This is a genomic window from Acinetobacter sp. AS5 (assembly GCF_048957595.1).
Lineage (GTDB): Bacteria > Pseudomonadota > Gammaproteobacteria > Pseudomonadales > Moraxellaceae > Acinetobacter.
The window spans coordinates 18,420-45,330 of the sequence record NZ_JARDAL010000038.1 but is presented as its reverse complement, the minus strand read 5'-3'; the positions used below and the strand labels follow the sequence as shown (position 1 = coordinate 45,330).

Genomic DNA, 26,911 nt, shown 5'->3' with positions numbered 1-26,911 from the left:
TTTTACCATGGTCAACGTGACCAATTGTGCCCACGTTAACGTGTGGCTTATTACGTTCAAACTTAGCCTTAGCCATGTTAATCTTCCTCGTTTACGTCGAACACAATTCTGAGTAAAACCCAGCTCCGACATATCGTTTAAAAAAACCGAACACCAAATACTTGAAAAGCAGACTAAATAGCCTGCTTTTGGAATTTCTTTGCAACAAAGTTGCCAAACTGTAATCTGGAGCTCTTATCGAGATTTGAACTCGAGACCTCTCCCTTACCAAGGGAGTGCTCTACCACTGAGCTATAAGAGCAAATATTAGTACTTCAATGGAGCGGGAGACGAGGGTCGAACTCGCGACATGTAGCTTGGAAGGCTACCGCTCTACCAACTGAGCTACTCCCGCACGATGTTGGTACAAACCACTTATTGAAGTCTTAAAATTGGTGGTGAGGGAAGGATTCGAACCTTCGAAACTTTCGTAGCGGAGTTACAGTCCGCCCCCTTTGACCGCTCGGGAACCTCACCATTTTTTACACTTACATCAGTGCTGTTCTTTACTTCACACTACCAAACTTCTAAGATGGTGCCGGCACACGGATTCGAACTGTGGACCTACTGATTACAAGTCAGTTGCTCTACCAACTGAGCTATGCCGGCGTTTCTTAGTGTTTCGTACGTTTCGTACGTTTCGTATCGGAACGGTGTGCAGTTTAGCAAAACTCAGAATCCTTGCAAGTGTTTTTTTCAAAAAAAACGTCAAAAACTCATAAAATCAAACCATTTGATGATAATTCAACCGCTTTGATCACTGCGCGAGCTTTTATTTGGGTTTCATTCCACTCAGATTCAGGATTTGAGTCGGCAACTAACCCTGCTCCAGCCTGAACATAGACCTTATTTTCGCGAATGACACAGGTACGAATCGCAATCGACATGTCCATTTCGCCGTGCCAGCCTAAATAACCAACAGCGCCACCGAAAATTCCACGTTTTACCGGCTCAACTTCATCAATAATTTCCATGGCACGGATTTTTGGCGCGCCTGAAAGTGTGCCTGCGGGGAAAGTTGCCTTAAAAACGTCCAGAGCATCGACATCATCACGTACTTCACCCTGCACATTGGAGACAATATGCATCACATGTGAATAACGTTCGATCACCATTTGATCAGTTACCTGCACTTTGCCAATTTTTGCAATGCGTCCCACATCATTACGTCCCAGATCAATCAGCATGACATGTTCAGCAATTTCTTTTTCGTCAGAGAGTAAGTCCTGCTCAAGTGCCAGATCTTCTTCTTTGGTTTTGCCACGTGGACGGGTTCCCGCTAATGGACGAACTGTGGCAATACCATTTTCCAGACGGGACAGAATTTCAGGAGAGGAACCGACAATATGGAATGGCGTGTTATTTTCCAAGGTCTGCCCTTGCACCAGGAACAAATACGGCGATGGATTGAGATGACGCAGCGCACGATACACCTGTAGCGGGTCACCGTCGAAGTCAGACACCATCCGGTGCCCGGGTACGACCTGCATTACATCTCCAGCACGAATATACTCTTTGACCTTTTCCACCGAAGCAATGAAGTTGTCATGTCCGGTGAGGGACTCGAAATGTGGCGGACTATGTTTTTCAGCTTTAAGACTGATGGGCGTGGCAAGAATATTTTCTAATTCATTTAATTGTTCATGTGCTTTTTCATAAGAACCCGGAGCAGTGGCATCAGCATGTACGATCAGGAACAAGGTATCTTTTAAATTATCAAACACGATGACGGTTTTAGACAGCATCATCCAGATATCGGGTAAACCAACCGGATCTGCTTCAGGCACATTTTTTAACTTCGGCTCGATATAACGCACAGCGTCGTAACCAAAGTAACCAACTAATCCACCAGTAAAACTCGGCAAGTCCGGCAATTCTACCTGGGTAGGCACCTTAAATTGCGCCTGAAAATCACGGATATATTGAAATGGATCAGCACAGTGCTGTTTTTCAATTGAAGCATCTGCATACTGTACAGTCAGTTCGCCTGCATTGCAGGAAAATACAGTAGATTCACCTAGTCCAATAATCGAATAGCGTGCCCAGTTCTCTCCGCCTTCTACGGATTCAAATAAATAAGCCTGCTGATGCTGTTTAAGGCGTGCAAAAATAGAAAGTGGTGTATCGGTATCTGCCAGACGCTGACGATAAACAGGAATGAGATTATAGCCTTGTGCAGCAAGTTGCTGGAATTGTGCTTGAGTGGTCATGCGGTTTTTCTCTTTAAATTAGGGTTACTCAGTATGTAAATAGAATTGAACTGAGCGACGCCATCGAAAAACCTTACAACTATTCATTTTCTTTCCTTAGTACGCGTATTAGGCAAGTAATTCTCTAAGATCATCCACAATCTGCTGCGGCTGACAATCTGCAATATTTTCACCATGATTATAGCCATAGCTGACCACAACACAATCAATCCCGGCGCGGCGTGCGGCTTCGACATCATTGGAAGAATCTCCAATCAACAAGACCTGTTCTTTGCTCACCTTATAATGTTCGACACAGTGCAACAACTGGCGTGGGTGCGGCTTACGTTCAGTAAAACGGTCGCCACCAATGGTATCGGCAAAATAATGAGCCATATCCAAGGTATCTAAAATGCTGCGGGCAGGAAGTTCAGGCTTATTGGTCACACAAATCAAGGTTTTACCTTGGGCTTTAGCCCAGTCCAGAAATTTCAGGATTCCCGGAAAAGGAACGGTATCAACACAGGGATCGACATTATAGATATCCAGAAAAGTCGTTAAGAGTTCCTGATGCTGTGCCGGTGTGACTTCACCCACCAGATGCTGCAATACACTCTCACAGAATATCGACGTGCCCTTACCTACCCAGGTCCGTACCTGCTCTTCAGTCACCAGAGGCAATTGCAGCACATTCAGGCTCATATTCATGGCGCGATACAGATCATGTGCTGAATCCACCAAGGTACCATCCAGATCAAACAAGATCAGTTCACGCTTTTCTAATTGTGCAATAGACATCCCGACCCTCTTTTATAATGTGCGCAGCCACAAAAAAGGCATGCGCTATGCATGCCTTGATTGTAACCAATCATCAGCTTATTTGAACAACAACCAAGCCATAATTGCCAAAATAATCAGCACAATCACTGAAATCAAACCTACAGATACATTTTTCTGGGTTTCTTTTTCCTGTTCTACACGTGATACAGGCTGCTCAACCGGAATTGGGGTAGGCTCTGGTTTTACCGCATTAATGTCCACGCCTTCCGGAATAGGTGCCGGTTTTGGAATACCGACATTGGTTGGCATGCCATCACGGGTTAATTGTACCGTAGCATCACGATGTTTCAGTTCCGGCATTCCCTGATCATTCATTTGCTGTGCAGGTGTAGGCTCAGCGACTTCGACCTGTTCCACGACTTTTTCTGCCGTTGCTTCAATTTCTGCTGGAACCTCTACTGCAGCCGCAGGCGCCATTACTGAAAATTTCAAGCTGGCAAACTGAACAATGTCATCCTGCTTTAATAAGGTTTCTTGCGCAATCTGCACATCATTGACGAAAGTGCCATTCGATGAACCCAAATCCTGCACCCAGAGCGCATCATCCTTTAGTAAAAATGCCGCATGTTTACGGGAGATTTCCGCAGCCTGCAAAACAATATCTGCCGCCTGATGACGCCCCACCAGCATGTCACGGTCAATGCTAATTTCCTGTCCTGTTAAGTCGCCTGTAATCGCGTGTATTTTCCAAGTCATGAAAGTTACTTCTCTGTTCTCTTTGACATTATCATAACATGCTGTCTGCAAATGCGAATGGCTTAGCTTTTGGGTCTAAGTGTGGTTGTTGTAACGGTATTTTTACTTTTTTCCACCTGCTGAACAGGTTGTGCCACTTGTCGCTGAATCACTGGTTCTATCGCTACCGGCGTAACGACTACATTGGCTGGTTGCGCCTGAACGGGTGCGGTCGGCACAGTTTGATAAGTCGAGTTTTGTAATGGCGTTCTGGATACCGGAATTCGCTGCTGATATACATCTTCAACACTTTCTGGCAGCTTGGCAAAGTTCCCATCTGAATCGAGTGCGAGTTGCAGACTATATAACTGACTATAACGTTGCTGGGTCAGTTTACGCACTGCATTTTTATCCCCCACAATGGTTGGATGGATAAAGATCAATAAGTTACGTTTTTGATTGGACTTACCTTCTGAACGGAATAAACGTCCCAAGCCTGGAATCGCACCCAAACCTGGCACCGCTTGGCGTCCATAACTGGTGTTATCCGAAATCAGACCGCCAAGCACAATAGTTTGTCCATGTTCGGCCAGAATTGAGGTTTTGATCGCTCGCTTGCTGGTAACCAGATCCTGCGCCTGCCCTTTACTGGCTTTGACATCAGAAACTTCCTGTTCCACTTCCAAGCGTACCGTACCATCTTCGCCAATATGTGGAACCACCTTTAAAGTGACCCCGACATCCTTACGTTCAATGGTGGTATAGGGATTAGCAACTCCAGCAGCGCCTGTAGATACTGAGCCTGTCACAAAGGGTACGTTTTCACCCACTACAATATAGGCTTCTTCGTTATCCATGGTCACAATCGACGGTGTAGACAACAGATTGGATTTAGTAGTTTCTTTGAGTGCCTGAATCATCGCGCCATACAGACGACGGGAACCATCACTGCCTTCACGATAATCTCCAAGTACCAGTGAGCTACCTGCGCCCACGGCACTTGCAGCACCTGCACCACCACCGGTGAGATAACCGGCCGCAATATTTTTCAGGCTAGTCCCAAAATTATCGAAATTCACCAGCCCAATACCACTGCTGATATCGCCCAAGGCCCATTGCACACCGAGTTGATCCGCATCGGTTCCTTCCACTTCAATAATCGCGGCTTCGATCAGCACCTGTTGACGACGGATATCCAGCTGGTCAATCGCCGATTCAATTTCCCGCATCAGTTGTGGATCTGCTTTCACCACCAGAGAATTTTGTGTGGTATCGGCAATAATACTGACGCCATTGCCATTAAAGCTGGTAATTCCGCCCTGCTCATTATTCATGCCGGTATTCAGCTGAATGCCTGAAGAGGTGTTGCTACTTGAACCTGTGCTGGTATTGTTGTTATTTAAATTGCTACTAGAACTGAGCGAAGACGAGTTCGAGGATGTACTACTCGAATTTGAATTACTGTTCACCGCCTGCCCGCTTACCAAACCCTGCAAGATTTCCGCAAGATTTTTAGCGCTGGCATATTTCAGACGAAAAACTTTTAATCCACCCAAACGATCCGCAGCCGGCACATCCAAGGTTTCGATCACTTGACGCACCCGTTTGCGCGTCGTGGGATCACCTTTGATGATGATCCGGTTGGTACGAGTATCTGCAATCACCCGCACCCGTGAACCGCGGACATCTTTAGCTCCACCGGTGGCAGTCATGGACTCGATCAGTCCAATCATTTCTTCGGCCTGACTGGATTGTAAACTGACCGCTTCAATATCATTTTGACCGGTGCCATCCAGATTACGAATAATGGTTTCCAGCTGGTAAATATTGCTGGCACGATCCGACACAATTAAGGCATTCGTACCCGGCACCGCCGCCAAATGGGCAAACTGCGGCATTAAAGGACGTAATGCAGGAATCAAGTCATTCGGATTGGTATTTTCCAGCCACAACACTCGGGTCACAATCTGGTCACCACTGGCACGGCTTCTGGCATCATAGGGAATGCCTGAGCTTTTGACATTGCTGTCCGGAACCAGCTTGATGGTGTTACCCGAAGGAATCGCCACCACACCATTGACATTCAGTACGCCTAAAAACAGGTCATAGACTTCATTTTTATTCAGGGCTTTATTGGAGATGACCGTCACGTTGCCACGTACCCGCGGATCGACTGCGAAGTTTTTGCCGGTAATATCGGCCACTTCATTAATGAATGCAGTTAAGTCAGCATCTCGAAGGTTGATTTTCCAGGTTTGTGCATAACTCGCCGTACTGACCATAGCCATTAACGGTGCGGCCACACAGAATGCCCATGCTGATCGATTATTATTAAATAAAGCCATAAACTTTCGTGTTTCCTAACCCTATGCGTGATGACACATCACTTCAAATCTTGTTGTATGGTCATCACCTGATCACCACGTTTTATTTCGAGTTTGACCTGACCTTCACGTCGGGCCTGTTCCAGTAATTGTGCTTCGGTCTGTCCCTGGCTCAGCGTCTGGCCATTTAAAGACAAAATCCGGTCGCCCGGTCTTAAACCCAGGCGATTACGCAGTGCAGCCGGCGTCCGTGAAGTCACTTCATAACTACCATCTGCTGCACTCACCCCCATATTCTGTAAATACTGGTCTTTGTTTTCCTGCATCTGCTGGATGGCCCGACCAATTTCATTCTGTGGCGAAGGCTGCTCAGGCATACCACTATTAGAAGGCATAGCAGGCATTGAACTTGAAGATGCTGATGTTTCCGGCACAATCGGCTGATTCAAGCCATTTTCCAGACCTTTGAATAAGATTTCCTGAGTAGCACCTGTGGATCGACGCAAAATAACCCGATCCCAATGCACTTCAGCCAACTCAAAACCGCTATTGGCCAACATTTCCCCGACACGGTAACGATCGACCTGATCATTGATTTTCAGTACCGCAGAAGAGTTATAACTTGGACTGGCGACCATCACCCCTTGTAAAATGATATTGGCGGTTTCAACCACACCCGCAGACTGCCCAACTTCCTGAAACAGCGAAAATGCACCGATATTCGGAATTTGCGGCTGTTGCGAACCCAGTTCAACCCGATCCAGCTGCATGGCCTGGGGTGGAGCTATCAGCAACCAGAACAAAGCCGCCAGCTTCCAGCATAGATACAGGATGAGCAGTAACAAAACCACAGGTGCAGCACGATTGAGCTGTTTCAGTTCAATATTTTTTAAATCATTCAGAGAAACTGTCATCAATTCAAGCCTCCCATTAAGGGTTGGCGGGTACTGATCACATAGGTATCTAATCCGGCTTTACCTTCATAGGAAGGCGCATTCATTAAAAAGCGTTGGGTGAGCTGGATATCCAGCATCAGACTCGGATCAAGCTTGATATTCAGCATACGTTGATCGCGACTATCCCGAACACCAATTAACAGCTGTCCGCTTTCATCTGCGAGTTGTCCAGTCATGGCGGGTACATTCATGCGTTCCTGACGCTGGGCAAAGGTATAAATCAGCTCACCACCCACCCATTGCATTTGCCCGGCCACCTGACTAAAGCCCTGATCTTTTTTATATTTAAAATCCAGATCTTTAAACTGAATCGCAGTACTCGGCCATTGCCAGTCTGCAACTTTTTTTAAGGTTTCAGGCGCGACCTGCCCTTCAAGATTTTTGACAATTAAAGATTTATTCAGACCATAGGCCATGATCCCGGAAAGCTGGGTATTGCCACTATGCAAATCCATATGTGCTCCAACTCGCAGCAACAGCAAATCCAGCGGCCGTACTTTCCAGTTCAGACTGCCCCGAAGATTGCCTTTTTTCCAGTCCGCACTTCCCTGCCAGATATTTCCGTTTACATTATGCAACGTCTGGTTATTTTTATAAAATTTTGAAATTAACCAGGCTGCTGGCACTTGTAATACGACAAAAATAAAAAATGCAACAAGAGCAAGGATCAACCATCTTAAAGTTTTCGGTTTACTGCTCATCCCCACCACGACCAATCGCTCAAGTCCAAATCCCCCATTTATAATTTTCCCCTTATACCCACACATTATGCACACTTTTCTGCCAACGCCAATTCATAGATATAAAAAAACCAAGCAGGTATGCTTGGTTTAATGATCATAGACTGTCTGTATGACAGCCTAATGACCAGATCAAATGAAGGCTTAGATCAGGAAATCGTCCAGCTTTGCGCCTTTTTCCAATTCAGCCACCAACCAGCGCGGCTGTTTACCACGGCCAGTCCAGGTATCGTCCGGATTGCTTTTGCTACGGTAACGCGGTTCAACCGACTTACGTGACGATTTCTTACGCTTAGATGCACCAAATTCAAGTAACTGTTCAACCGTCATACCCACTTTCTCAGCAACTGCCAAGATTTGCTGATAAGCGTCTTCAATTTCTTGATCTTTTTTTGAAGCAATCAGCGATTCTGCTTCTGCTTGTAAACGTTTTAACTCTTCTACTGATAAATGCGTAATATCTGGCATAATGCTCTCCGAAAAATAATATTATTCATTTTATTAAATAATAGACCCATCATATTTATATTAAATAAAACATTCAATATAAAACCTTAAAGCAATAACAATAAAGTTTAAAAAAAATTACAAAATAAAATGCTTCATTCATTTTTAAATTTCATGTTGAACGCTTAATTCAAGTGCTTTGATTTTTTCGCGAATATGTTCCGGAATTTCTGTTTTCTGCATGGTCTTTTTATCGACACAGACAATCACTGCTTCTGAAGTAGCAACAATACTTTGCTGTTTTTCACTCCATAATAGATATTGCATTCTAACTGCACTATTTCGAATTTCTTCAATACGTGCTGCCACTTTTAAATGATCAGGAAAAACCACGGGTTTTAAATAACGGCACTGATTGGATGCCACTACGGTAGATACCGATTCAGTGAGAATTTCTAATTGGGTTAAATAAGCTAGACGTGCACTTTCGACATAACGGTAATACATGGCATTATTGACATGTCCAAAGGCATCCATATCGCCCCATGCAACTGTTTGTTCATAAATAACTGGATATTGTTTTAATTCTGACATCATTATTCTCAAGTCTTAATTTCTATAAAGTTTACATTCGATTCAAATACTGCATTTAACTGCTGTAGCAAGTCCTCCCGATCTTGTAAGGCAGCTTTAATTCTTAAATAACTCATCCGGATATCATCCGGATATAAGTCGAGCAATTGCTGAGCTTGATCTGTATAGCCTGTAGCTTGCAACACATGCCATTTCGCAAAGCTTAAAATCGGTAATGCCGGATATTTGGCTTCCCAGTGCGAAATCTGTTGTGCAATCGCATCATAATCTGGATTTTGCCGCAATAACTGTTGCTGGAACCACAAATAAAAGACATCCTGATTAAATTGCTGTTCCATTAAATGAATCGCAAGCACTTCATGCTCGGCACTCATTTCTGGCATTCTAAATAATAATTTCAACCATAATAATTTGACCGAATAGTCACGATCAAATATCTGAGGTTTTAAATCTAAATAACGTTGCTGTAAATAAAATAAATCGTCCTGTGTGGCTTGGTCATAGGCCAGTAATAATTGTTCCAGCCATGATTTTTTTACTTCTTGGTCTAAATGCCCATATTGAGTCGAGCGTAAATATAACCAGGGAAACTGCATGGCAAATACTCCCCATAATGCAACAAGGCGCTGCTCATAGGCTGTTTTAACCTGCATTAACCAAGGTGATAATTCATGCTGATTTAAAAACTCCAAATGGGTAAGTGCTTGTTCACCTTGCTGTTGTGATAAATAAATTTCAATCCGTTGCAATTCTGCCAATTCAAATGCCATGGGATTGGATTGGTTTAAAGCAGTTAATGCATGGGTATATTGCTGTTGTCCCCAAGATAAACGTGCATCAATAATATGCTTGAGTAAACCCGACTTGGTGAAAGACTGCTGAATAAAATCCCGCTGATCCTGAGCAGCGTTTAATAACCAGATGACTGCCAATTGTTCATAAGGGTGCAAGCGGGAAAAACTAAAGACTGTTTCAGTTTTACGCTGTTCACGGCTGCGATACTGCTTGATCGCATACCAGATGCAATGCATCAAAAAACTTACACTGACCAAGGATGCGGCCAAAAACCAGAGGGTGGTTTGTAACTGCCACTCGCGCCAATACAGATAGACATAGCCAGCCCCATGTCCATAACTCAGGATACTCAGCACCGCAATGCCAAGTAAGCAGACAAATAAATAGGCCAGCAGAATCTGTTTCATAAGCAATTAGCCCACTAGGGTGCGTGTGTTTAATAATGGAATCGGAGTAATCGGGGTGGCCTTAATTTGATTCAATTGCTGAATCCATTTTTGGCTCTGTGCATCCGGCAATTGCTCCAAGACTTCAATCACGGCATTCAGTGCTTGCTGAAAAGCGACGGATTGGTCTTTTTGCAAGGTATTTTGTGCGATGAGCAAGCGCAATTGGGCCTCTTTCAGTACCAGATGCCGTTGCATCAAGACTATGCTTGGCTGATCTGCGGATTCAATCTGAACCCAGCGCTGCCAGAAAGAGCGTTGAGTTTCTGGACGCTGACGATATGGTGTCCGAATTTCTTTTTCAATTTCAGTATCCATCTGCACCAAAACTTCTTTTACTTTATTTTGCTGCACTAATCGGCTGTTCACGAATTTTTTCAGCATGTCCTGATCTTTTGCAATTACTTGCTGCAAACTACTGACCAAGGCAGGCGCTAAAATATAATCATCCAGCTCATTGGATAACTGATTTAATTTCTCAATCGCAGTGGCGTATTGTTGCTGTTGCAGTGCAAATTCGATCAGATCCAGATGTTGCTGTACTAAGGCAATATCATTCTGTGTTTCATTAGCTACCGCTTCACTTACTGGCGCTTTTGCTGAAGTAGCCCTAGCACTTTCCTGCTGAGCAGAAATCTGGCGTTTTAAAGCCACGAACTGATCATTGAGATTGGCATTTTGCTGCTGTAACTGATTGATGCTTTGATTGAATTCAGTCTGTGCTGTATTCAGAACATGAAAGTCATAGCTAAGCTTGATGAGCCACGCCATACTCAAGATGAACACTACAATGAATAGTTTCTTCATGCGTTCCCTAATATCAGCCTCATTTTCTGCAAGATCGTATTTGCCTCTAAATCATCGACTTGTACGAATTGAAAACTTGCCTGATGCTGCTGTTGATATTCCCCAAGAATAGTGGCCAAACGTGGCCCCAAAACCAAATAACAGGCTTGCTGTATGAACTCTGCACTATCCTGCATAATTGCCAGCCAGTTTAACCAGCTTGCCTCACTAGTGATCAGAACTGCAAAACGCTGCTGCCTCTTAAGCAGCGACAAGTTCTCTGCCAAAATCGTTGCCGTCGTTTCAGGACATTGCCGCCGGTACAAAATAAAGTTTAAAACTTTAATATTGCTGGCACGTAAATGATCCATCATAAATTGACGACCGCCTTCTCCGCGCCAGAAGGCTACACCTGAGCCAGAAGCCAGTTGCTTCAACACAGGCAATTGCAGCATGCCTTCCGAGGTTTCGACCTCAGGCACATGACTATGAATGCCGTAGCTCGCCAATGCCTGTTCAGTGGCTTTGCCCACTGCCACCCAATGCACCTGCGCCAAGGCCGAGAGCTTAATACCCGCCTGTTGTAAATATTGCATGCCAATCTGAGCGGCCGTCGGGCTAACCACCACAATAATCTGTGCCTGCTCCAGCTGCTGATACAAACTCGACAGCTCATCGGAATAAGGCATGGCATGCAGTTCGAGCAAAGGCAATTCTAAAACAGACACTTGCGCTGCCTGTAACTGCTGGGTCAAACCTGCAGCACGATCACTGGGGCGGGTATTAATCAATAACATCAGTGTGAATAGAGTGCTTTCAGCAACTCGCCAGCACCTTGATCAAGCAAGTCTTTTGCCAGCTTCACACCCAATTGCTCTGCATCTGCCGTTTTTCCAGTCTGCTGTGCCCGGAGCAAAACTGCTCCATCGATACTGCCTACACGACCTTCGATTGAAATCACACCCTCTTTGAGCGTGGCATAACCGGCAATCGGCACCTGACAACCGCCTTCCAGATAGGCATTAAAGGCACGTTCGGCACGTACGCAAGCATCTGTATCTGCATGCAGGAGTGGCTGAATCAAGTCCAGCACCGTCTGATCATGAGTACGGCATTCTAAGCCCAATGCACCTTGTCCCACGGCCGGCAGACTGACTTCAGGCGTCAGAGTATGACGAATACGTTCTGCCAGACCTAAACGTTTTAAACCGGCACTGGCCAGAATAATCGCATCATACTGACCAGCATCCAGTTTGGACAAGCGTGTGCCGACATTACCGCGTAAATCGATAATGTCCAGATCCGGACGCTGTTTTAAAATCTGGGTTTTACGACGTAAACTTGAGGTTCCGACTTTGGCACCTTGTGGCAATTCTTCAAAACTAGTGTAGGTATTCGACACAAAGGCATCTAATGGGTCTTCACGTTCGCAGATTACTGCCAGACTCAGACCTTCAGGCAAGGCCATCGGGACATCTTTCATGGAATGCACAGCCAGATCTGCACGACCATCCAGTAAAGCGGCTTCTAATTCTTTTACAAATAGTCCTTTTCCACCAATTTTAGCCAGTGGTGTATCTAGAATTTTATCGCCCTGTGTAACAAAAGTGACTAACTCGACCTGCAAACCAGCGTGCAAATCTTGTAGGCGCGCACGGATGTGTTCCGCTTGCCAAAGCGCAAGTGGACTTTGTCGAGTTGCAATTTTTAGGGTCTTCATAAATTTCAATAACAGTAAATGAGAACAATAGTCTAAACTTAACCTGCTCACTTGAAAATGCAAGTGAATTTATACAAGTTTCAACTGAATGCTCTCATTCATCCCCTGCTAAAGCTTTTGAATCCGATCTCGTAAAAATGGTAAATGTCGCCGACTGACCGCCAAACGGTCGTCCAGCTCACGACAACGTACCTGATACTGACCTGAACTGACCACTTCCAGACCATCCAGATAATGCACCGAGATCAAGGCATTACGATGAATCCGGATAAACTGGCTCCCAAACTCCTGCTCCAACTCCTTTAAGGTTTCATCAATCAATACACTGCCGTTTTTATGACGCACAGTGACATATTTCTGATCCGCCAGAAAATAATAGATATTTTCAACTGGCACCAATTCGACACCACGATAGGTCTTTGCCGCAATCTGCTGGCGGCTGATATTGATTTCGTCCATATTTTCTTTTTGTTTTAGTTGGCTCATTTGAGCTTGGGTAAGTTTAGTTAAGTGCTCTAAAACCTGTGCCAATTCCTGTTGCATCACCGGTTTAAGCAAGTAGCCTTCGGCATTTGATTTAAATGCATCCAGCGCATGTTGGTCATAGGCCGTACAAAAGACAATGGCCGGCATTGGATCCAGTTGACGCAAATGTTGCGCACAAGCCAGTCCATTCATTTCAGGCATTTGAATATCTAATAGGATGACATCGGGTTCGTATTGGTGAGCCAGATCAATCGCTTGACGGCCATGGCTTGCTGTCGCCACCACATCATGCCCCAGTTGAGAGACCAAACGTGATAAACGCTCGACGGCCAAAGGCTCATCATCACAAATCAGGATGTCCATTTCTCCTCCTTACCCAGTTAACATCATCAGATGAATGATAAAGCTAACTGCGATTTCTTTGATTTATTTTTATTTATATTGATATCGCACTACCGTCGTAAACATCCCTTCGCCGGCAAAGGTTTGAAAAGTCACACTGGGTCCATAATAAGCTTGCAGACGCTGTCTGACATTTTCTATTGCAATACCATGTCCCTTTTTTAAAGTTTTATTATCCTGTGCATAAGGGTTGGTTATGATGATATTAATTTGATTTTGCAATATTTCAACCAATATGCTTATGGTACTCTTTGTAAGAATTTTTTCAACTCCATGGAAAATACTATTTTCTAACAAGGGTTGTAAAGTTAATAATGGAATTTGAACTTGTGAGTATAAGTCTTTGTTTTCTAACTTCCATTCCACATGCAAACGCTCACCTAGACGGATCTGCTCAATCTCCAGATAGCGTTGGCACAGATCAATTTCCTCCTGCAGGTTGACCAGTTTTAATTCCTGAAAACTGGCACGAAATAACCGTGACAAATTCAACAGCATGTGCTCGGCTTTATCCGGATCGATACTGATCAGGCTGATCACACTATTCATGCTGTTAAACAGGAAATGCGGCTGAATCCGTGCCTGCATGGCCTGAATTCTAGCATTCAGCTCGCTATGCTGCTGCTGCTCCCATTGTTCACGCAAGTAAAGATAACGAAAACAGAAGGTTCCCAGTAAAATTCCCAGACTTAAATGGAGTCCAACCTGATCCAGCGCAATCACCAGGTTTAAATCTTGAAAATTAAAATTCTGTCCAAAATGTATCAAGATATTCAGGTTCACCGTGGTCAGCAATACAATTGCCTGTAACAGCAGAAATCCGGAAGTTAACGCCAGTTTAATGCCCATACGCTGAAAGGACTGATGGAACAGTTCAACCAGTGCTGCAAAACATAACAGTATCCAGTTGATATACAGCATATATTGCAGCAGGTGTATCCCATTTAATGCCTGCCAGGATTGCGCTTCTGCAAGCGCCAGAATCATGGCGAGAATATTGCCGCCAGCAAACAGTTCCAGCAAATAGCGTAAATTGCCGATCTGGCTAAAAAAATAGGAATTTTGCGTTTGTTCGTTCATCGATGTAAAAGATTGAGCAGATGTGATTTCGGCAATGGGCTTTGAATTTGTTATACTCTTTTTCGTTCTACTGCTTTTAATCTGATTGAGCCGACATGACCACATCTTCTAATTCCTCTAATCCATCACACGCCCAGACTTCGGGTATGTGGGGCGGTCGTTTCTCTGAAGCGACTGATGCTTTTGTTGCTGAATTTACAGCATCTGTTCAATTTGACCAACGTTTTTATAAACAAGATATTGCAGGCTCGATTGCCCACGCAACCATGCTGGCAAAAGTGGGCGTACTGACCACGCAAGAACGCGATGACATTATTGAAGGTCTGACAGCGATTCAAGCCGATATTGAAGCTGGTAACTTCGAATGGCGCATTGATTTAGAAGATGTACACATGAACATTGAGTCACGCCTGACTCAGCGTATCGGCATTACTGGTAAGAAATTACATACTGGCCGTAGCCGTAATGACCAGGTGGCAACAGATATCCGTCTTTATGTGCGCGATGAAATCGATGGCATCCTGGAGTTACTGAAAAAATTACAAAAAGGTATTTTAAGCTTAGCGGCTAAAAATACCGACACCATCATGCCGGGCTTTACCCACTTGCAAACCGCTCAGCCAGTGACTTTTGGTCACCATTTGATGGCTTGGTTTGAAATGCTGGTACGTGATTCAGAGCGTCTGATTGATTGCCGTAAGCGTGTCAACCGTATGCCACTGGGTTCTGCTGCACTTGCGGGAACAACTTACCCGATTGAACGCGCCTATACCGCTGAACTGTTAGGTTTTGAAGCCGTTGCTGAAAACTCTTTAGATGCAGTATCGGATCGTGATTTCGCAATTGAATTTAATGCGGCTGCATCTTTAATCATGATGCACTTGTCACGTATGTCTGAAGAACTGATTCTATGGACGTCTGCACAGTTCAAATTCGTGAACATTCCAGATCGCTTCTGTACTGGTTCATCCATCATGCCGCAGAAGAAAAATCCGGATGTACCTGAACTGGTACGTGGTAAAACTGGTCGTGTCTATGGCGATTTGATGAGCCTGCTGACTTTAATGAAAGGCCAGCCTCTAGCCTATAACAAAGACAATCAGGAAGATAAAGAGCCATTGTTCGATGCGATCGATACAGTTCGTGGTTCACTCATGGCATTTGCTGACATGATTCCTGCACTGGTTCCAAACATTGCTGAAATGCGCGAAGCAGCGCTGCGTGGTTTCTCAACTGCGACTGACCTAGCTGATTACCTGGTGAAAAACGGCGTTGCATTCCGTGATGCGCACGAGATTGTAGGTAAAGCGGTTGCACTCGGTGTACAAGAATCTAAAGACCTGTCTGAATTGACACTCGAACAACTGCAACAGTTCTCTGACCTGATTCAAGCAGACGTATTTGAAAAAGCCCTAACTCTTGAAGCTTCGGTGAATGCCCGTAATCACATTGGTGGCACCGCGCCTGCTCAAGTGAAAGCAGCCATTGAGCGTGCACATGCGCGTTTGGAACAACTTTACGCATAATTTTGGAGTATGGATATGTCTCGACAAGTTTTTTGCCGTAAGTATCAGGCAGACATGGAAGGTTTAGACTTTGCTCCATTCCCGGGGCCAAAGGGTCAGGAATTGTTTGACACCGTGTCTAAACAGGCTTGGCAAGAATGGCTAAAACACCAGACTACGCTAATTAATGAAAAGCGTTTGAACGTGTTTGAAGCAGATGCGAAAAAGTTTCTTGAAGAACAGCGTGAAAAGTTCTTTAACAATGATGCATCCCTAGAAAAAGCCGAAGGGCTGAAGCCTGAGTAAAAAAGAAAGCACTGCTTTTCTTTTTTACGTAAGACAAGGACGAAGTCCGCGTAGACTTTAATCTAAAAGAATCTCCAACTTTGGAGATTCTTTTTTATGTGTTGTTCTAAACATTACTCAAGACCAGCTAAGCACGTAGTTTTGAATGTGAAGAGCTCCCAATGCAGGAACTTTTCACATTAAAGCCCTGCCTTTCTTTTTTACACAAAACAAGAATGAAGTCCGCGTAGGCATAAATCTATCCCCTATCTCAGGGGATTTTTTGACTAATTCTAACAAATCTTACTAACTCACACTTAGAGCACAAAAACAGATTTTTACTTATTCTATTTCGTTTATCTAGTCAGCCACTATCCTGCTGAAAAACATTCAGATTTGTATCAAAATAATAGATTGTAAAAGTAATATACAGAGTAATCACAAAACACAACATTCTGCTACAAGAAGCCACATGATTAAAAAAAACTGTCTCTCTATAATGATCCCTAAGAAGATGAGATATCTTTGAATAACTATAATAATAAGCAACAAATACCCCGATTTCATCCCAGTTCTTCCCCCAAAGGCTGGGTATTTTTTTGCCTGCAATTTGCCGATTGGCTTGATAATTTAAGCGCATAAAAAAAGCCCCCTTTCAAGGAGCTTCTCTTTTCATTTCGATTAAGGCTGTTTCAGATATGGCCAAGCCGCTTTCAGATAAATGAACATCGACCATAAGGTGAGTACCACTGCGGTGTATAGCAAGGCATAGGCCAGCATTTCCAGCGGTGGCCAATTTAACAGAAATACGGTGATGGCGATCATCTGGAAAGCAGTTTTGTATTTCCCCACCGTTGAAACCGCAACATTGGTCCGTGCACCCAACTCTGCCATCCACTCACGTAAGGCTGACACAGTAATTTCACGCGAAATAATCACAATCGCAGCAAAAGCCATCGACATGGAAGGCTGCCATTGCACCAGCACAATCAGTGCAGCTGCGACCATCAATTTATCTGCAACTGGGTCGAGAAAACGTCCAAAAGCAGAAGTCTGGTTTAATGTACGTGCCAGATAGCCATCAAACCAGTCCGTTACTGCAGCCACCACAAAAATCGTGGTCAAAATAATATGCCGCGTCATGTCGGGGTTATGGGCATCAAAGCCCATTGCAGGTGGCCAGTAAGCCACCAATAAAAATACCGGAATAAGAGCGATACGCGCCAAGGTCAAGATATTTGGAATATTCAGGATACGACCTGTAGTCATAGACACCGCCAATTTTTCCCCTCATGTACGATGAAAATGCACACTTTTTTAGAGGTTTGATCCATCATTAATAGGCTTCACTTTATACGAATTGACTTGCAGTGTCACTAGGCAAACACCGTCACTGTTTGTCTTGCCATCGCAATCAGGCGATTTTCGGCATCCCAGAGATAGGCATGCTCCGTCGCATAACCATCCGCAGCATAGTCGGTAAATACTTTATATTTAAACCAATCATGCAATTGATGTTGAACCGGATGCACATAGGTCACTGTCCAGGTCAGACTACTCGCAGGCGCCATGTTTTTAAACATCGGCAACACCCCAGGTGGCCAGATATCAAAAATAGCCATCAAGTCTGCGACCAGAAATTCACGGTTGTGATGCTTTTCAGGATGAAACCGGCACCAGCCACCAAAGTCCGGACGAGGACTGGCACTACAAGGTAGATTGACATCCGCCCAGGCTACTTCGAAATGGTCATAACAGTCTGGCATACCATAGCCAACAGGAATCTGAAACAGCTGCTCTGGCGCAGCATAGTCGGGTGCCTGAACTTGTTGCTTTACCTGAATCTCTGAATCACGGGAAATACCAAAACTGGCAATCAGAATACTTTGCACCGCGTCGTCCTGCCATAAGCGCACTTCAATCGTGGTCACCGACTTGCCCTGCCGCAGGATTTCGGCACTCAGTCGTACTTTGGCTTGCTGAATCGGGCCGACAAAGGTCACACTGCAACTCAGCAAATGCTTGGCCGGATCATTGATGTGAGTGACGGCTTTTTGCATCATCATCGCGGCAGCCAGACCACCATACAGAGTACGACCCTGTAACCATCCCTGTGGAAACTCTACCCATTCCTGTTCGGCAATTTGTGCATAAAGTGCATGCAAAGACATGTTGATCCCTCAGTAAGTCTTGATGCTCAGTATATTCGGCAAAATTCTTCAGGTTGTGAATGTCACGTGACCCAAGCGTCAATGCGCACTTTGGCCCTTGCATTTAAGCCACGCGTCATTCATGCAGCACTTTATAAATCATCCGGGCCATGACTGAACCCAGTCCCGGTACCAGTTGCAGATCTCTTTCTGAGGCTTTCAGTACGCCCTGAATCCCGCCAAAATGGGTCAGCAAATCCCGACGGCGTTTTGGTCCGAGCCCCGGAATAACTTCCAGCACTGATGAACCTCGTTTCTTGTCACGTTTAGCACGATGCTTGGTAATCGCAAAGCGGTGTGCTTCATCACGTACCTGCTGAATCAGATGCAGCGCCTTATGATCCTCCGGTAATTGAATTTTACTGCCATCGGTAAAGTGCAGGGTTTCCAGACCGGGCTTACGTCCCTCACCTTTGGACACACCGACCATAAAGGCCTCTAAGCCTAGTTCCTGCATGACTTCCATCGCCATATGCAATTGCCCCTTGCCACCATCAATCAGCAGCAAGTCCGGTAACAGGGCTTTCTTATAACGACGGGTCAGCGCCTGACGCATGGCGGCATAGTCATCACCTGCCTGAATATCATGAATGGAAAACTGGCGATAGTCGCGCTTGCGCGCGCCCCCACTATCAAAGACCACACAGGAGGCCACGGTATCTTCACCCATAGTATGCGAAATATCGAAACACTCAATCCGATCTACAGGACGGCCGACCACCTGCTCCAACTGATGAAAACGCTCATTTAATTCTATATGATTGGCCAGCTTGCCCTGAATCGCGTGCTGTACATTCATCTGCGCCAGTTCCAGCCATTCGGCGCGGGTTTCGCGGACTTTGGACTTGATCTGGATTTTCTTGCCAAAATGCTGCGACAGTGCCGCTTCCAGTTCTTTACGGTCAGCCACTTCCAGATTGACAATCAGTTCAGCCGGGATTTCATCGGCTACCTGAAAATAAAAATTGGCAATAAAATCGGCCAGCATCTGCCCTAGGTCATCACTAAGCATATCCGGGAAATAACTTTTTCCACCTAGCATTTTACCATTGCGCACATGCATGATCTGCACACAGGTCACCCCGGCCTGATAGGCAATCGACAGGATATCGGCTTCGCCTTTGAGCTTATAGATCGCCTGCTGCGACTGTACGTCTCTTAACAATGCCATCCGGTCACGATAGAACACTGCTTTTTCAAATTCCAGCGCTTCAGCGGCCGCTTCCATTTTTGCGATCAGTTCCTGATTCAGCTCCTTGGTATCGCCCTGCAAAAATCGGATCGAGTTATCGACATCTGCCTTATAGTCTTCCGGAGAAATAAATCCGACACAGGGCGCAGAGCAGCGTTTGATCTGGTATTGCAGACATGGCCGGGTCCGGTTGGCAAAAAAACTGTTTTCACAGGAACGCACATTGAACAGTTTTTGTAGCACCACCAGAGTATCCCGGGCGGTATACGCACTCGGATAAGGTCCAAAAAACTTGCCCACCTGGTGCTTGCCCTTGCCGCGCCCACTGGCTAAACGCGGATAGGGTTTATCTGCCGAAACAAAAATATAGACATAAGATTTGTCATCACGCAGCATGATGTTATAGGGCGGATGATGCAGCTTGATCAGGTTCTGTTCCAGCAACAAGGCTTCAGTTTCAGAACGTACCACCAGGGTCTGGATATCATAAATCCGTGCCACCAAGGCCTGGGTTTTGGGATGATCCAGCGTTTTGACAAAATAGCTGGAGACCCGGTTTTTCAGGTTTTTGGCTTTACCCACATACAATAATTCACCGTCTTTGCCATACATCCGGTAGACCCCGGGCAGGCTGGTCATATTCGCCAGGATTTTTTCAATATGGGGGCGTGCGTTTTCGTTCACCTAAAGCCTATTTTTCACCTACAATCTGCAGATATATGTGATGATTGTTGCGTCATTTTCAAGCAAAAACACAAAATTCCCCTGAAGCTGCCACTTAATCTTAAAGTTCCTGTCGGGTTATCCCCCCAATCTATAATCCTCACGACATAAACTGATTGTTAAAAGCTATAAGTTTCAACCTTTAACTTTGTTATGCTCAAAAAGTCTAGTTTTGAGATGATTCGCATGACCCTGCAGCAATCGGGCATTCATATTGTTCAACCCTCCACCTCCACCCATCACCCGTCTGAACGTGCTCGCCTGATTGGTAAACCGCGTTTTCATTTCGAGCCGAGTAAGGTAATGCAACTGCTACGTGAACGGATTATTGGGCAGGATGCAGCCCTGAATGAAATTGAAAAAATGTTGCATGTGGTCAAGGCAGATTTTTCCAGTCCGGATCGCCCTTTGTCGGTTACCTTGATGCTGGGCCCTACTGGCGTCGGTAAAACAGAAACCGTGCGTCTGATTGCCGATGCGATCTATGGCCGCCCGGATGCCTTTTGCCGGATTGATATGAATACTCTGGCACAGGAACATTATGCGGCGGCTTTGACCGGCGCACCGCCCGGTTATGTGGGATCAAAGGAAGGTCACAGCCTGTTTGATGAAACTGCGATTGCCGACAGTCATACCCGTCCCGGCATCATGCTGTTTGATGAGCTGGAAAAAGCCAGTAACGAAGTGATTCGCGGCTTGATGAACGTGCTGGATACTGGCCGGCTGACCTTGAAAGCGGGCACTAAAACTATCGATTTTCGCAACTGCATGATCTTTATGACCAGCAATGTCGGGGCACAGGCGGCGCAGCAATATCTGGACAAACTCAGCTATCTGCCTGAGAAAATGCAGGCACTGTGTCTGAAGCGCGTTCCCACCCAGCGCATCATTGAAAAAGTCATGCAGCGTAAATTCGACCCTGAATTTCTGAACCGGATTGACCGCAGCCTGCATTATCAGGCGGTACAGCATGATGCCCTGCCACGTCTGGTCGAAATTGAACTGGATAAACTGAACAAGCGCTTGCAACATCAGCAACGCAGCGTGCATTTAAGCGCTTCAGCCAAAGCCTATTTCTATCAGGACCATGATATTCGTTACGGCGCCCGACATTTGGGCCGCAAGATGCGTACCGAACTGGAGCCGATTCTGGCGCTGTATTTTTTAAACCAGCCTGAGCAGTTCAGTCTGCATCTGGACTGTGTCGATGGACAGCTGGTGGTTCTGCCTGAGCAAGCAAAAGCTTAACTAAGGCAGACTCGATATCAGTTTTTATTCGGCTGAAGCACCTGTATAAAAGCAGTTTGATCTTTGGGTGAAACCAATATAAATTTCTGCACGCCCGCATCAGTATAGTCAATCCGCAGACGCTTTAAAGATAAGGCTGGCGCAATGATAGAGTGGTCTGTGGGCTGAATGGATTGGATTTCACTTAACGGAATCTTCCAGCTTAACCACAGGCTTTTTATGGTCAACACCCCATTGTCCATCACATAGCGCGTACTCCACAGCGGCCACCATAAAATGATAATAGTCAGGACATAAACCGCAGTGTGCAGCGGATATTGCTGCATAGTGCCTTTGGCCTGCATGGTCAGCAGTAGTTGCAGCAACAGGCCACTCATACAAATCACAAAAGCCAGCAGCCACCAGTCTTTTTTAGAACGAAATACGTGCATCGATATCCCCCATATCTAAGTGCAAGATCATCATAAACAATTCCATAGCAGATGACAGGGATTCAACCCGGCAGGATGGAAATTATTTTAAATCACACATCGACAGGATCGTTCCCATTTTCGATCTCATCAGAAAAGTTCAGTAACTCAAATGATCTAATACACTGTTATTTGTGCTGATTAAATACTATCAGCAAAGACCTGAAAGCCCTGCGCTCAGCATACTTCGAGGCTAAAAATGGCAAGTTCAAGGATAGAAATTGACTGAATTGACAAAATTCCGCTAGAAATGCACCTTGAAAATCAGTCACCCTGCTCCATATCTATCAGGCTGATTGATAAAAAATAATGAATTGAAACAAAATCTTTGGTTCATCTTCTTTTAGAAAACTGAAAGGAAAAGTTATAGCGGGGCGGATCAGTCTGGCAGAAATTGATGACCATTGCGTCACGGCTTGATACAACTTGTTATGTTCTTTTTGGATATAGTTATCGTAAGATTAGCGAAGTCAAAAAGTGCGCGGGACATGCGCACTTGCTTCACAACATCAACTTAGAAGTCCTCCAAAATAAAGGAGATCAGGGCATGATCCACGCTGGCAATGCCATTACCGTCCAAATGCTTGAGGACGGGATTGCAGAATTCCGCTTTGACTTACAAGGTGAGTCCGTTAACAAATTCAACCGTGCAACGATTGAAGATTTCAAGGCTGCTATCGAAGCCGTCTCCCATGCCGATATTCAAGGTCTGATTGTGACTTCAGGCAAATCTACATTTATTGTAGGTGCTGATATCACTGAATTCGGCGACAACTTTGCTCAGGGTGAACAAGCGATTGTTGACTGGGCAATGCCAGTACATGAAATTTTTAACAGCTTCGAAGACCTCGACATTCCTAAAGTGGCTGCCATTAATGGCATGGCACTGGGTGGCGGTTTCGAAATGTGCCTGGTGTGTGACTACCGTGTCATGTCAGAACAGGCACAAGTGGGCCTGCCTGAAATCAAGCTGGGGATCTTCCCGGGCTTCGGTGGTACAGTTCGTTTAAGCCGTCTAATCGGTATCGACAACGCGGTAGAATGGATGGCAATGGCCAATCCTAAGAAGCCAGCTGCTGCACTGAAAGACGGCGCAGTCGATGCTGTCGTTCCTGCTGACAAGCTACAAGATGCTGCACTTGATCTGGTAAAACAGGCGATTCATGGCCGTTTAGACTGGAAAACCAAGCGTCAGGAAAAACTCGATCCAGTTAAACTCAGCCCGATCGAACAGATGATGGCGTTTAACTCATCGAAAGGCATGGTTCTGGCAAAAGCTAATCCGGCTCAATACCCTGCGCCAAAATTATTACTTGATTCATTACAAGCCGGTGCGAGCCTGCATCGTGATGACGCGCTGAAAGCGGAAGCTGAAGGCTTTGCCAAAGCAGCGGTAACACCACAAGCAGGTGCCTTGATCGGTTTGTTCCTGAATGACCAGATCGTGAAAAAAACCTCGAAGCGCTATGAAAAAGGTGCGCATCCAGTGAACCAGGCGGCTGTTCTCGGCGCAGGTATCATGGGTGGTGGTATTGCTTACCAGGCGGCAAGCAAAGGCACACCGATCATCATGAAAGACATCGGTAACCCGCAACTTGCTTTGGGCATGAAAGAAGCCAACGGTTTACTGACCAAACAAGTTGAACGTAAGAAGATGAAGCCTGCTCAAATGGGTGAAACTCTTGCTCGCATCCGTCCAACTTTAAGCTATGACGAGTTTAAAGAAGTGGACATCGTGATCGAAGCCGTGACTGAAAATCCAAAAGTCAAAGGCATCGTACTGAAAGAAACTGAAGCGAAAGTTCGTGAAAACACGATCATTGCATCTAATACTTCTACGATTTCAATCACGCGTCTGGCTGAAAATCTGGAACGTCCTGAAAACTTCGTGGGCATGCACTTCTTTAACCCGGTACACATGATGCCACTGGTTGAAGTGATTCGTGGTGCGAAGACTTCTGATGAAGCGATTGCAACAACTGTGGTGCTTGCTCAGAAAATGGGTAAAACACCAATCGTGGTGAATGACTGCCCGGGCTTCCTGGTGAACCGCGTATTGTTCCCTTACTTCGGTGCATTTGACCTGTTGCTTAAAGATGGTGCTGACTTCCAGCAAATCGATAAAGTCATGGAAAAATTCGGCTGGCCAATGGGCCCTGCTTACCTGATGGACGTTGTCGGTATCGACACTGGCGTACACGGTGCAGAAGTGATGGCTGAAGGCTTCCCGGATCGTATGAAACCTGATTTCAAAGGTTCGATTCAGGTGATGTACGAAAACAACCGTCTGGGTCAAAAGAACGACGTTGGTTTCTACAAGTATGAACTTGACCGTAAAGGCAAAAAAGCCAAAGTGGTTGATCCAACTGCGTATGAGCTTGTGGCCTCTGTTGCAACTGCGGAAAAACGTGAATTTGACGCTCAGGAAATCATTGACCGCATGATGCTGGCTTTCTGTAACGAAACGGTTCGTTGCCTGGAAGACAACATTGTAGCCACTGCTGCTGAAGCAGATATGGCGATGATCATGGGTGTTGGTTTCCCTCCATTCCGTGGTGGTCCATGCCGTTACATCGATCAAACCGGTGTAGCTGAGTATGTTGCGCTTTGCAATAAGTATGCGCACCTTGGTAAAGCTTATGAAGCGCCAGAAATGTTGCGCGAAATGGCTGCTAACAACAAAAAATTCTACGGTTAAGGAGCAACGTGAATGGCTACTTTAAATCCACGTGACGTTGTCATCGTTGATGGCGTACGTTCAGCAATGGGTAAAACCAAAAACGGTATGTTCCGCAATGTACGTGCCGACTCGATGTCTGCTGAGCTTGTCCGTGCCCTATTGGTACGTAACGAATTCGACCCGCATGAAGTTGAAGACGTAATCTGGGGCTGTGTGAACCAAACCCTAGAACAAGGTATGAACATTGCCCGTAATATCGCATTACTGGCAGACCTGCCGAAAACTGTTGCAGGTCAAACGGTGAACCGTCTTTGTGGCTCGTCTATGCAGGCGATTCACACTGCGGCTGCGCAAATTGCGACGAACCAAGGTGATATCTTCATCATCGGTGGTGTTGAGCACATGGGCCATGTGGGCATGATGCACGGCATCGACCTGAACCCTGAAGCGTCTAAGCATTATGCTAAAGCGTCGAACATGATGGGTCTGACTGCTGAAATGCTGGGTCGTATGAACGGCATTAGTCGTGAAGAACAGGATGCGTTCGGTGTGGAATCACATCGCCGTGCCTGGGCTGCGACTGAAAACGGTCTGTTCCAGAACGAGATCGTTGGCATTGAAGGTCATAATGCAGATGGCTACAAAATCCTGTGTGATATCGATGAAGTGATCCGTCCGGATGCGAACCTTGAATCGTTCAAATCTTTGCGTCCAGTCTTCGATCCGAAAGGCGGTACAGTAACTGCAGCGACTTCTTCAGCATTGTCTGATGGTGCTTCTGCAATGTTGCTAATGTCTGCTGAACGTGCTCAAGCTTTAGGTCTTAAGCCACGTGCTGTAATTCGCTCTATGGCGGTTGCAGGCTGTGATGCGGCGATCATGGGTTATGGTCCGGTTCCAGCAACGCAAAAAGCGTTGAAACGTGCTGGCCTGTCAATTGCTGATATTCAGACTTTTGAATTGAACGAAGCATTTGCTGCACAAGGTCTGTCTGTTCTTAAAGGCTTAGGCATTTATGACAAGCAAGACATCGTGAACCATAACGGTGGCGCGATTGCATTGGGTCACCCATTGGGTTGTTCTGGTGCGCGTATCACAACAACATTGTTGAACGTAATGGAGCAACAAGATACGCAAATTGGTCTTGCGACGATGTGTATTGGCCTTGGTCAAGGTATTGCAACAGTGATCGAACGTGTTTAATGCTTAATTAAATACCGAGATCAAAAGAAACCCCGCTTATTGCGGGGTTTTTTGTAAGCAAAAGATTCAAACAATTGATTTAAATATATTAATGCCTACCTTCATGTTATAAAAATGATATTAAACAAAAATATGAGGGTTAAAATTTGTCAAATCGTGAACTTTTTTCTCAAGAAGAGCAAGAAAATTTCAATACACAATTCTTTGAAAATGATCAGGCACATGAAAAAGCAAATGAGCTTGGATTTTTTGATTGCAACTTGCTATTTAATGCTTTGGAAATTATCGATAATGCTTTTGAATTAAAAGATGAAAATAATGATATGAAGTTTGTGTCACGTTCTGGTGACTTCAAACAGGCTATCGGGCTGGCGTTAAAAAGGTCCCTTAATACAAATTGGCAATTCAAAAATATAGATGGTCAAAGATGTTTAGTTTCAGACGAAGAAAAGAAAATTATTCTTTTTGCTTCTGCTAATCATGCACTAGGATATAGTGACTCACAACTAACTACTGCCTCCCCTAAAGGAATAAAGACTAAAGATAAAGTTCATAAGAATTATGGCTCTTATACTGATAAAGACTTATTTAAAACTTGGATATGTTTTTATCCCTCAAGAAAAGACATTCGCTACCTTCAAGATGATAGATCTCAAATAAAAATAGAATTAGCCTTTCCAACATCTTATACAATTGTGAAAGAGTCAGGAAAAGATAAATTTTTAGTTAAAAATTATTTAATTAGACTCATACTAAACAATCAAAATCCTAATAATGATTTTAATCCAAAGTTAAGAAAACCTAGTCCTGATCTCACTACATCTAGTACAATCACTGAAGAGGATTTACCTATTAACTTGAAAGCCGGCTAGAGGA

Annotated in this window: 24 protein-coding genes, 4 tRNA genes and 1 pseudogene; 6 read left to right on the top strand and 23 right to left on the bottom strand. The window is 45.0% G+C overall.

All coding sequences use genetic code 11. From position 1 onward, the window contains the following. From PV763_RS12615 to PV763_RS12525, 19 genes and pseudogenes are all read right to left on the bottom strand, one after another. A pseudogene (locus tag PV763_RS12615) lies at positions 1-76 on the bottom strand (elongation factor Tu); the annotation flags it as partial. Between the two features lie 150 nt (positions 77-226). Then, a tRNA-Thr gene (locus PV763_RS12610) sits at positions 227-301 on the bottom strand. A gap of 17 nt (positions 302-318) precedes the next feature. Then, positions 319-394 (bottom strand) — tRNA-Gly (locus PV763_RS12605). A gap of 38 nt (positions 395-432) precedes the next feature. After that, positions 433-516 (bottom strand) — tRNA-Tyr (locus PV763_RS12600). A gap of 56 nt (positions 517-572) precedes the next feature. Continuing rightward, a tRNA-Thr gene (locus tag PV763_RS12595) sits at positions 573-648 on the bottom strand. Between the two features lie 107 nt (positions 649-755). Further along, on the bottom strand, positions 756-2,249 hold the full coding sequence (gene trpE, locus PV763_RS12590; protein ID WP_314104309.1) for an anthranilate synthase component I: 1,494 nt from the start codon (positions 2,247-2,249) through the stop codon (positions 756-758). 108 nt (positions 2,250-2,357) lie between these two features. Then, positions 2,358-3,026, bottom strand: coding sequence for a phosphoglycolate phosphatase (locus PV763_RS12585; RefSeq protein WP_086044201.1), 669 nt, complete (start codon positions 3,024-3,026; stop codon positions 2,358-2,360). 78 nt (positions 3,027-3,104) lie between these two features. Then, positions 3,105-3,764 (bottom strand): FHA domain-containing protein, encoded by a 660-nt coding sequence (locus PV763_RS12580; protein WP_004729299.1) that lies wholly within the window; start codon positions 3,762-3,764, stop codon positions 3,105-3,107. A 62-nt stretch (positions 3,765-3,826) separates the two neighbouring features. After that, on the bottom strand, positions 3,827-6,088 hold the full coding sequence (gspD, locus tag PV763_RS12575; RefSeq protein WP_420937968.1) for a type II secretion system secretin GspD: 2,262 nt from the start codon (positions 6,086-6,088) through the stop codon (positions 3,827-3,829). A gap of 38 nt (positions 6,089-6,126) precedes the next feature. After that, on the bottom strand, positions 6,127-6,981 hold the full coding sequence (locus PV763_RS12570; RefSeq protein ID WP_005250460.1) for a type II secretion system protein N: 855 nt from the start codon (positions 6,979-6,981) through the stop codon (positions 6,127-6,129). Next, the gene (gspN, locus tag PV763_RS12565) at positions 6,981-7,724 is read right to left on the bottom strand and encodes a type II secretion system protein N (protein ID WP_005250453.1); all 744 of its coding nucleotides are present in this window, start codon (positions 7,722-7,724) and stop codon (positions 6,981-6,983) included. The genes PV763_RS12570 and gspN overlap by 1 nt, the downstream gene beginning before the upstream one ends. 183 nt (positions 7,725-7,907) lie before the next feature. Next, entirely contained in the window at positions 7,908-8,234 is a 327-nt protein-coding gene (locus PV763_RS12560) for an H-NS family nucleoid-associated regulatory protein (protein WP_026055760.1), read from the bottom strand. A gap of 141 nt (positions 8,235-8,375) precedes the next feature. Continuing rightward, positions 8,376-8,804, bottom strand: coding sequence for an acyl-CoA thioesterase (locus PV763_RS12555; protein WP_086044203.1), 429 nt, complete (start codon positions 8,802-8,804; stop codon positions 8,376-8,378). Between the two features lie 8 nt (positions 8,805-8,812). Next, positions 8,813-10,006: a hypothetical protein gene (locus tag PV763_RS12550; protein ID WP_005250450.1), complete on the bottom strand. Its 1,194-nt coding sequence runs from the start codon at positions 10,004-10,006 to the stop codon at positions 8,813-8,815. Positions 10,007-10,012: 6 nt separating this feature from the next. After that, a complete protein-coding gene (locus PV763_RS12545; RefSeq protein WP_005105429.1) occupies positions 10,013-10,852 on the bottom strand; it encodes a hypothetical protein in 840 nt (279 codons plus the stop codon). Beyond that, on the bottom strand, positions 10,849-11,628 hold the full coding sequence (locus PV763_RS12540; protein WP_005105426.1) for a uroporphyrinogen-III synthase: 780 nt from the start codon (positions 11,626-11,628) through the stop codon (positions 10,849-10,851). Before PV763_RS12540 ends, PV763_RS12545 begins: the two co-directional genes overlap by 4 nt. Next, positions 11,628-12,551, bottom strand: coding sequence for a hydroxymethylbilane synthase (gene hemC / locus PV763_RS12535; protein WP_004647306.1), 924 nt, complete (start codon positions 12,549-12,551; stop codon positions 11,628-11,630). The genes PV763_RS12540 and hemC overlap by 1 nt, the downstream gene beginning before the upstream one ends. 108 nt (positions 12,552-12,659) lie before the next feature. Continuing rightward, positions 12,660-13,400 (bottom strand): LytR/AlgR family response regulator transcription factor, encoded by a 741-nt coding sequence (locus tag PV763_RS12530; RefSeq protein WP_086044204.1) that lies wholly within the window; start codon positions 13,398-13,400, stop codon positions 12,660-12,662. A gap of 69 nt (positions 13,401-13,469) precedes the next feature. Then, positions 13,470-14,624, bottom strand: a complete 1,155-nt coding sequence (locus PV763_RS12525) for a sensor histidine kinase (protein ID WP_086044205.1) — start codon at positions 14,622-14,624, stop codon at positions 13,470-13,472. On the opposite strand from PV763_RS12525, the gene argH reads away from it, so the two are divergent. Then, positions 14,615-16,045, top strand: a complete 1,431-nt coding sequence (gene argH / locus PV763_RS12520) for an argininosuccinate lyase (protein ID WP_222110601.1) — start codon at positions 14,615-14,617, stop codon at positions 16,043-16,045. The genes PV763_RS12525 and argH overlap by 10 nt on opposite strands. A gap of 15 nt (positions 16,046-16,060) precedes the next feature. After that, positions 16,061-16,330: an oxidative damage protection protein gene (locus tag PV763_RS12515; protein ID WP_004278636.1), complete on the top strand. Its 270-nt coding sequence runs from the start codon at positions 16,061-16,063 to the stop codon at positions 16,328-16,330. Between the two features lie 660 nt (positions 16,331-16,990). Here the strand turns inward: PV763_RS12515 and pgsA are convergent. The 3 genes from pgsA to uvrC form a co-directional block, all read right to left on the bottom strand. Beyond that, positions 16,991-17,578, bottom strand: coding sequence for a CDP-diacylglycerol--glycerol-3-phosphate 3-phosphatidyltransferase (gene pgsA / locus PV763_RS12510; protein WP_016806864.1), 588 nt, complete (start codon positions 17,576-17,578; stop codon positions 16,991-16,993). A 107-nt stretch (positions 17,579-17,685) separates the two neighbouring features. After that, entirely contained in the window at positions 17,686-18,480 is a 795-nt protein-coding gene (locus tag PV763_RS12505) for a thioesterase family protein (RefSeq protein WP_086044207.1), read from the bottom strand. 115 nt (positions 18,481-18,595) lie between these two features. Beyond that, entirely contained in the window at positions 18,596-20,395 is a 1,800-nt protein-coding gene (gene uvrC / locus PV763_RS12500; RefSeq protein WP_005250444.1) for an excinuclease ABC subunit UvrC, read from the bottom strand. A gap of 225 nt (positions 20,396-20,620) precedes the next feature. Between uvrC and PV763_RS12495 the strand changes: the two genes are divergently transcribed. Then, a complete protein-coding gene (locus PV763_RS12495) occupies positions 20,621-21,682 on the top strand; it encodes an AAA family ATPase (protein ID WP_420937967.1) in 1,062 nt (353 codons plus the stop codon). 17 nt (positions 21,683-21,699) lie between these two features. Here PV763_RS12495 and PV763_RS12490 read toward each other — a convergent pair whose 3' ends face one another. Next, complete coding sequence (locus tag PV763_RS12490; RefSeq protein ID WP_005105414.1) at positions 21,700-22,113, bottom strand: PH domain-containing protein; 414 nt, start codon at positions 22,111-22,113, stop codon at positions 21,700-21,702. A gap of 586 nt (positions 22,114-22,699) precedes the next feature. Between PV763_RS12490 and fadB the strand changes: the two genes are divergently transcribed. The 3 genes from fadB to PV763_RS12475 all read left to right on the top strand — a co-directional run bounded on the left by fadB (position 22,700) and on the right by PV763_RS12475 (position 26,907). Next, positions 22,700-24,850 carry a fatty acid oxidation complex subunit alpha FadB gene (gene fadB, locus PV763_RS12485; RefSeq protein ID WP_420937966.1) on the top strand — a complete coding sequence of 717 codons (2,151 nt, stop codon included), beginning with the start codon at positions 22,700-22,702 and terminating at the stop codon, positions 24,848-24,850. A gap of 12 nt (positions 24,851-24,862) precedes the next feature. Then, positions 24,863-26,035 (top strand): acetyl-CoA C-acyltransferase FadA, encoded by a 1,173-nt coding sequence (gene fadA, locus PV763_RS12480; RefSeq protein WP_004729264.1) that lies wholly within the window; start codon positions 24,863-24,865, stop codon positions 26,033-26,035. 146 nt (positions 26,036-26,181) lie between these two features. Next, positions 26,182-26,907 (top strand): hypothetical protein, encoded by a 726-nt coding sequence (locus PV763_RS12475; protein ID WP_004729261.1) that lies wholly within the window; start codon positions 26,182-26,184, stop codon positions 26,905-26,907. Positions 26,908-26,911: the final 4 nt, after the last annotated feature.

Excerpts from the sequence above, each read along its gene's own strand:
- trpE (WP_314104309.1), bottom strand. The coding sequence starts at position 2,249 with ATGACCACTCAAGCACAATTCCAGCAACTTGCTGCACAAGGCTATAAT.
- PV763_RS12585 (WP_086044201.1), bottom strand. The coding sequence starts at position 3,026 with ATGTCTATTGCACAATTAGAAAAGCGTGAACTGATCTTGTTTGATCTG.
- PV763_RS12580 (WP_004729299.1), bottom strand. The coding sequence starts at position 3,764 with ATGACTTGGAAAATACACGCGATTACAGGCGACTTAACAGGACAGGAA.
- gspD (WP_420937968.1), bottom strand. The coding sequence starts at position 6,088 with ATGGCTTTATTTAATAATAATCGATCAGCATGGGCATTCTGTGTGGCC.
- PV763_RS12570 (WP_005250460.1), bottom strand. The coding sequence starts at position 6,981 with ATGACAGTTTCTCTGAATGATTTAAAAAATATTGAACTGAAACAGCTC.
- gspN (WP_005250453.1), bottom strand. The coding sequence starts at position 7,724 with ATGAGCAGTAAACCGAAAACTTTAAGATGGTTGATCCTTGCTCTTGTT.
- PV763_RS12555 (WP_086044203.1), bottom strand. The coding sequence starts at position 8,804 with ATGTCAGAATTAAAACAATATCCAGTTATTTATGAACAAACAGTTGCA.
- PV763_RS12550 (WP_005250450.1), bottom strand. The coding sequence starts at position 10,006 with ATGAAACAGATTCTGCTGGCCTATTTATTTGTCTGCTTACTTGGCATT.
- PV763_RS12545 (WP_005105429.1), bottom strand. The coding sequence starts at position 10,852 with ATGAAGAAACTATTCATTGTAGTGTTCATCTTGAGTATGGCGTGGCTC.
- PV763_RS12540 (WP_005105426.1), bottom strand. The coding sequence starts at position 11,628 with ATGTTATTGATTAATACCCGCCCCAGTGATCGTGCTGCAGGTTTGACC.
- hemC (WP_004647306.1), bottom strand. The coding sequence starts at position 12,551 with ATGAAGACCCTAAAAATTGCAACTCGACAAAGTCCACTTGCGCTTTGG.
- PV763_RS12530 (WP_086044204.1), bottom strand. The coding sequence starts at position 13,400 with ATGGACATCCTGATTTGTGATGATGAGCCTTTGGCCGTCGAGCGTTTA.
- argH (WP_222110601.1), top strand. The coding sequence starts at position 14,615 with ATGACCACATCTTCTAATTCCTCTAATCCATCACACGCCCAGACTTCG.
- PV763_RS12525 (WP_086044205.1), bottom strand. The coding sequence starts at position 14,624 with ATGTGGTCATGTCGGCTCAATCAGATTAAAAGCAGTAGAACGAAAAAG.
- PV763_RS12515 (WP_004278636.1), top strand. The coding sequence starts at position 16,061 with ATGTCTCGACAAGTTTTTTGCCGTAAGTATCAGGCAGACATGGAAGGT.
- pgsA (WP_016806864.1), bottom strand. The coding sequence starts at position 17,578 with ATGACTACAGGTCGTATCCTGAATATTCCAAATATCTTGACCTTGGCG.
- PV763_RS12505 (WP_086044207.1), bottom strand. The coding sequence starts at position 18,480 with ATGTCTTTGCATGCACTTTATGCACAAATTGCCGAACAGGAATGGGTA.
- PV763_RS12495 (WP_420937967.1), top strand. The coding sequence starts at position 20,621 with ATGACCCTGCAGCAATCGGGCATTCATATTGTTCAACCCTCCACCTCC.
- PV763_RS12490 (WP_005105414.1), bottom strand. The coding sequence starts at position 22,113 with ATGCACGTATTTCGTTCTAAAAAAGACTGGTGGCTGCTGGCTTTTGTG.
- fadB (WP_420937966.1), top strand. The coding sequence starts at position 22,700 with ATGATCCACGCTGGCAATGCCATTACCGTCCAAATGCTTGAGGACGGG.
- fadA (WP_004729264.1), top strand. The coding sequence starts at position 24,863 with ATGGCTACTTTAAATCCACGTGACGTTGTCATCGTTGATGGCGTACGT.